At 76.0% G+C, this 5,323-nt stretch carries 4 protein-coding genes; 2 read left to right on the forward strand and 2 right to left on the reverse strand.

Features of this window, described 5'->3' with window-relative positions:
* On the reverse strand, positions 1–1,749 hold a 1,749-nt coding region (locus Q6969_RS12645; protein WP_317230748.1), incomplete at its 3' end, for a glycosyltransferase.
* 180 nt (positions 1,750–1,929) lie between these two features.
* Between Q6969_RS12645 and Q6969_RS12650 the strand changes: the two genes are divergently transcribed.
* On the forward strand, positions 1,930–3,024 hold the full coding sequence (locus Q6969_RS12650; RefSeq protein ID WP_317230749.1) for a Gfo/Idh/MocA family oxidoreductase: 1,095 nt from the start codon (positions 1,930–1,932) through the stop codon (positions 3,022–3,024).
* Between the two features lie 99 nt (positions 3,025–3,123).
* Complete coding sequence (locus Q6969_RS12655; RefSeq protein ID WP_317230750.1) at positions 3,124–3,918, forward strand: SDR family oxidoreductase; 795 nt, start codon at positions 3,124–3,126, stop codon at positions 3,916–3,918.
* 29 nt (positions 3,919–3,947) lie between these two features.
* On the opposite strand, the gene Q6969_RS12660 is transcribed toward Q6969_RS12655, so the two are convergent.
* A complete protein-coding gene (locus Q6969_RS12660) occupies positions 3,948–5,207 on the reverse strand; it encodes an aminotransferase class V-fold PLP-dependent enzyme (protein ID WP_317230751.1) in 1,260 nt (419 codons plus the stop codon).
* Positions 5,208–5,323: the final 116 nt, after the last annotated feature.

The following is a 5,323-nucleotide window of genomic DNA, read 5'->3' on the forward strand; positions in this document are numbered from 1 at the left end:
GGCCTCGGCGATGCGCGCCACCTGGTCGCGCTCCTCCGGGCTCGGCGCGTCGAGGTCGCCGCCGACGACGAGCAGGTTCGCGCGGGAGCGGAGCGCGGGATCCGCCGCCCACGCCTGCGCGAGCGACGCCATGCCCTTGACCCGCGCGAGGCGGCCGACCGAGATGACGAGCGGCAGGCCGCGCCGCTCGGCGGGGAGCGCCGCGAGCAGCTCGTCGAGCTCGACGAAGGCGCGCGCCGGGGCGCCGTCCGCGTCGGCGCCGAGCATCGCGTCGTCGCGGGAGCGCTCGATGGCGGACACGTCGATGCCCTCGGCGACGACGCTGTGGCGCTCCGGGTGGGCGTCCACGTCGATGCCGACGAGGCGGCGCATGTCGCGCCTCAGCTCCGGACGCGGGAAGAGGACGGTGTGCGCGGCGTCCGCGGCCAGGCGCTGCACGAGCCGCACGCGGAACCAGTAGTGCTCGCGCTCGTCGACGCCGCCGAAGCCGTCGCGGGTGAGGGCGCCCGAGCGGTCGAGCGCGTCGACCACGCCGTGCGGATCCGGCGCGACCGTGAAGACGACGGGGATGCCCAGCTCGCGCGCGACGGTCGACGCCGCGAGCGTGCCGACGTCGGCCATGCGGAGGTGCACGGCGTCCACGTGGCCGGCCGCGCGCAGCACCCGGCGGATGCCCCGCTCGGCCTCGACGCGGTGCGGCCACGCCTCGGGGAGCGAGCGCGGGCCGCCGAGCATCGGGACGTGCGCGAAGACGTGCCCGCCCGCGCCGGCGTTGACGCGGGCGAGGGAGGCGAGGGTCTGGTCGGGGGTGCCGCGGGACAGCGTGATGACGCGGTCGACGGCGCGGTCCGCAGCACGGGGGTCGAGCGGGTCGGCGTCCGCGGCCGCGGCGTCGGCTCCGGACGGATCCACCAGCGCGTCGCCCAAGCGGACCAGCAGCGTCGCGATGCCGCCGTTGTCGCCCGCGCCGACGTGGGTGAGGCCCGCGTCGATGTCGGCGTGCAGGAAGAGCTGGACGACCGTGAGGCCGGGGCGGGCGGGCGCCTCGACCGGGTCGTCGTGCTGGCGCGCGATGTCGAGCACCGCGAGGCGGGCGACCGCGGCCACGTCGTCGTCGCCGCGGGCGAGGTCGGAGACGATGGCGAGCACGGTGACGCTCGCCGGCCGGTCGCCGAGCGCGGCGACCGCGGCGCACCGGGTGAGCGTGCCCTCCGCGCCGTCCTGCACCACGCGGAGCAGCACGCGCTGGGCGATGCGGCCCGCGACGAGGCCGACCGTCTCCACGAGGCGGGACCGGGCGCCGTCGCCGCGGATCCCGAGCAGCGCGCTCTCGAGCGCGAGGGACACGTGCTCGGGGCTGGAGCCCGCCCACTGCTGCAGCGTGCGCTGGGCGAGCATGCCCGGGAAGCCGCCCTCGACGACCATGGCGACGAGGCCCGCGACCGCGTCGAAGCGCGGGAGGCGGGTGCCGAACGCCCAGGCCGCGTGCTCGCGGATCCACCGGGTGTCGTGGTCGAGGAGCGCCACGAGCGCGAGGTCGGCGGTCTCGTCGAAGACCTGCGCGAGCGCGTGGATGGCGGCGACCGCGGTGAGCTGGTCGGCGGGGTCCTCGGCGGCGCGGGCGAGGAGGCGCACCGCGCGTCCGCCGCCGTCGCGGCTGGCGGCGACCGTGAGCTCGTCGGCCTCCTGCATCACGTCGAGGATGCGCGCGGCCTGCGCGACCTGGTCGAGGCTCGTCTGGATCCCCATGCTCGTGTCCCCTCTCCGGGCCCGCACTACTCCTGCGACGGAGCCGTGAGGCGCCTCACGCGGGAGCGTTCGCATCCGGGACAGCCTCCCGGCCCTCGCGAGTATTCCCCAGTCGTCTGCGAGAACTCCAGGGCGGCGTCGCCCGCGGACACGCCGAGGGCCGCGCGTACGCTGGCGGCCATGCCCCGTCCCGCGCCTCCCGCCCCGCAGATCCGCTTCGGAATCGTGGGGAGCGGCTGGCGCAGCGCCTTCTTCCTGCGCATCGCCCGCGCCCTCCCCGCGCGCTTCGCCGTCACGGGGCTCGTGACGCGGAGCGCCGACACCGGTCGTGCGCTGGAGGCGGAGTGGGGCATCCGCACCTTCCGGACGGTCGCCGAGATGCTCGCCGCCGAGGAGCCGTCGTTCGTCGTCGTGTCGGTTCCGCGCTCGGCCGCGCCGGACGCGATCGCGGACCTCGTCGACCGCGGGGTCGCCGTGCTCACCGAGACCCCGCCCGGCGAGACGGTGGAGGACCTCGAGCGGCTCGACGCGCTCGTGCGGCAGGGCGCCCGGATCGAGGTGGCCGAGCAGTACCCGCTCTCCCCGCTCCTCGCCGCGCAGCTCGCCATCGCCGCGTCCGGCCGCCTCGGCCGGGTGAGCCAGGCGACCGTCGCGCAGTGCCACGACTACCACGGCGTCCGCGTGATGCGGCGGGCGCTCGGCATCGGCTTCGAGGACGCGACCATCACGGCCTCCCGGTTCTCGTCCCCGATCGTCGCCGGGCCCGACCGCGACGGCGACCCCGTGCGCGAGGAGATCGTGACGGCCGAGCAGACCACGGCGCGCTTCGACTTCGGCGACCGCCTCGGCGTCCACGACTTCGGCGACCGGCAGTACTTCTCCTGGATCCGCCGCAACCGGCTCCTCGTCCGCGGCGAGCGCGGCGAGATCGTCGACGAGCACGTGAGCTGGCTGCTCGACGCCACGACGCCGACCTGGGCCGACATCACGCGCGTCGAGACGGGCCAGGGCGGGAACCTCGAGGGGCTCCACCTCCGCGGCCTGCTGCTCGGCAGCGAGTGGGTCTACCGGAACCCCTTCGCGCCCGGACGGCTCGCGGACGACGAGATCGCGATCGCGCAGTGCCTCGTCGACATGCACGCGCACGCCGCCGGCGGACCCTCCACGAACTCGCTCGCGGAGGCGTCGCAGGACCACCACCTCGCGCTCCTCATGCACGAGGCCGCGGCCACGGGGAAGCCCGTCCGCAGCACGCGGCGCGCCTGGGCGGACTGAGCGGGCGCCGCGCGCGATCCGCCCGGGTCTCCCGTCCGCGTCCGTCCATCCGTCCACCCGTCCGCCCGTCCACCCGTCCACCCGCCAGGAAGGCACCGCATGCGCATCGACCTCACCGGATCCACCGCCCTCGTCACGGGCAGCACCCAGGGCATCGGGTACGCCATCGCGGAGGGCCTCGCCGACGCGGGTGCCCGCGTGGTCGTCAACGGCCGCGACGCGGAGCGCACCGGCGCCGCCCGCGACCGCCTGCGCGCCGCGCACCCGGACGCGCGCGTGGAGTCGCTCGCCGCCGACGTCGCGACCGAGGACGGGGCTGCCCGCGCCGTGGAGCTGTTCCCGGACGTCGACGTGCTCGTCAACAACCTCGGCATCTTCGGCTCCGCCGACCCGCTCTCCATCACCGACGACGAGTGGCGCCGCTACCTCGAGGTCAACGTGCTCGCGGCCGTGCGCCTCACGCGCGCGTACCTGCCGGGCATGATGGCGCGCGGCTGGGGGCGCGTGCAGTACATCGCGAGCGACTCGGCCGTCGTGACGCCGGCGGAGATGATCCACTACGGCGTCTCCAAGACCGCGCTCCTCGGCGTCTCGCGCGGCTTCGCCAAGGCGGCGGCCGGGACCGGCGTCACGGTCAACTGCGTCATGGCCGGTCCCACGCACACCGGCGGCGTCGAGGAGTTCGCGCGGGAGCTCGTGGGCGACGACCTCCCGTGGGAGGAGGCCCAGCGCGAGTTCATGCGGCGGCACCGGCCGCAGTCGCTCATCCAGCGGCTCATCGAGCCCGAGGAGATCGCCCACATGTGCGTCTACCTCGCGTCGCGGCAGGCGTCGGCGACGACCGGCGGGGCGCTGCGGGTGGACGGCGGGTACGTGGACGCGATCCTGCCGTAGGGGCCCGGGCCCCGGCACCGGCCGGCGCGTCAGCCCGCCAGGTGCCGCCGGATCGCCTCGACGCCCGCCTCCACCTCGCGGAACGAGGTGGTCAGCGGGCTCAGACCGAGGCGGAGGCCCGACGGGGCGCGGAAGTCGGGGATCACGCCCTCCTCCCAGAGCGCGCCCACGATGTCGCGGAAGCGCTCGTGGTCGACGCTCACGTGGCTGCCGCGGCGGTCGTCCTCCCGCGGGCTCGCGACGCGGACGCCGAGCGGCACCAGGTCGCGGTCGACGAGGTCGAGGGCGAACCGGGTGAGCGCGAGCGACTTGGCGCGGATCGCGTCGATGCCCGCCTGCTCGATGAGGGCGATCATGTCCTGCATCGCGAGCATGCCGACGATCGGCGGGGTGCCGCTGAGGAAGCGGCGGATCCCGTCCGCGGGCACGTACTCCGGACCCATCGCGAAGACGTCCTGCGCGCCCATCCAGCCCTGGATCGGCTGCCGCAGCTCCGCCTGCAGCTCACGCCGCACGTAGCCGTGGGCGGGGGCGCCGGGGCCGCCGTCGAGGTACTTGTAGCTGCAGCCCACGGCGAGGTCGACGCCCCACGCGTCGAGCTCCGTCGGGATCACGCCCACCGAGTGGCAGGTGTCCCAGAGCACGAGGGCGCCCGCGTCGTGCACGACGCGCGTGATCCCCGGCACGTCCGCGAGGAACCCGGAGCGGTAGGCGACCTGGCTGAGCACCACGAGCGCGGTCCGCTCCCCCACCGCCTCGGCCACGAGCCCCGGGGTGACCCCGGAGTCGGGCGCCACGTCGATCCAGCGGATCGTCATGCCGCACTCCTCCGCGACGCCCTCGAGCACGAAGCGGTCGGTGGGGAAGTTGTCGGTGTCGATGACGAGCTCGTCGCGCCCGGGGCGCGCGCGGACGGCGGCGCGCACGAGCTTGTAGAGGATCACCGTGGTCGAGTCGCCGATGAACGTCTGGCCGGCCGCCGCGCCGAGCGCCACCCGGCCGAGGTCGTCGCCGATGCGCGTGGGCATCGCCAGCCAGTCCTCGTCCCAGCCGCGGATGAGGCGGCCGCCCCACTGGTCGCGGACGAAGCCGGCGACCCGGTCGACGGACGCGCGGGTCGGGCGGCCGAGCGAGTTGCCGTCGAGGTACGCGACCACGTCGTCGGACGCCACGAAGAGGTCGCGGAAGCGCGCGAGCGGGTCGCGGGCGTCGAGGTCGGCGGCGGCGGGGATCGCCGGGAGGGCGGGGGCGGGGGCGGATGCGGGCGCGTCGTGCGGGTCGGGTGTCACGGTCGCAGCCTACGGTCCGGCACGGCGGGACGGCGGGACGGCCGGGACGGCCGGGACGGCGGGACGGCCGGGCAGGGCCGACCCGCGGTGGCCGCTGGGCGATCGGGCCTGCGGCG

It is taken from the genome of Clavibacter sp. MX14-G9D, assembly GCF_032917815.1.
GTDB classification, from domain to species: domain Bacteria; phylum Actinomycetota; class Actinomycetes; order Actinomycetales; family Microbacteriaceae; genus Clavibacter; species Clavibacter michiganensis_K.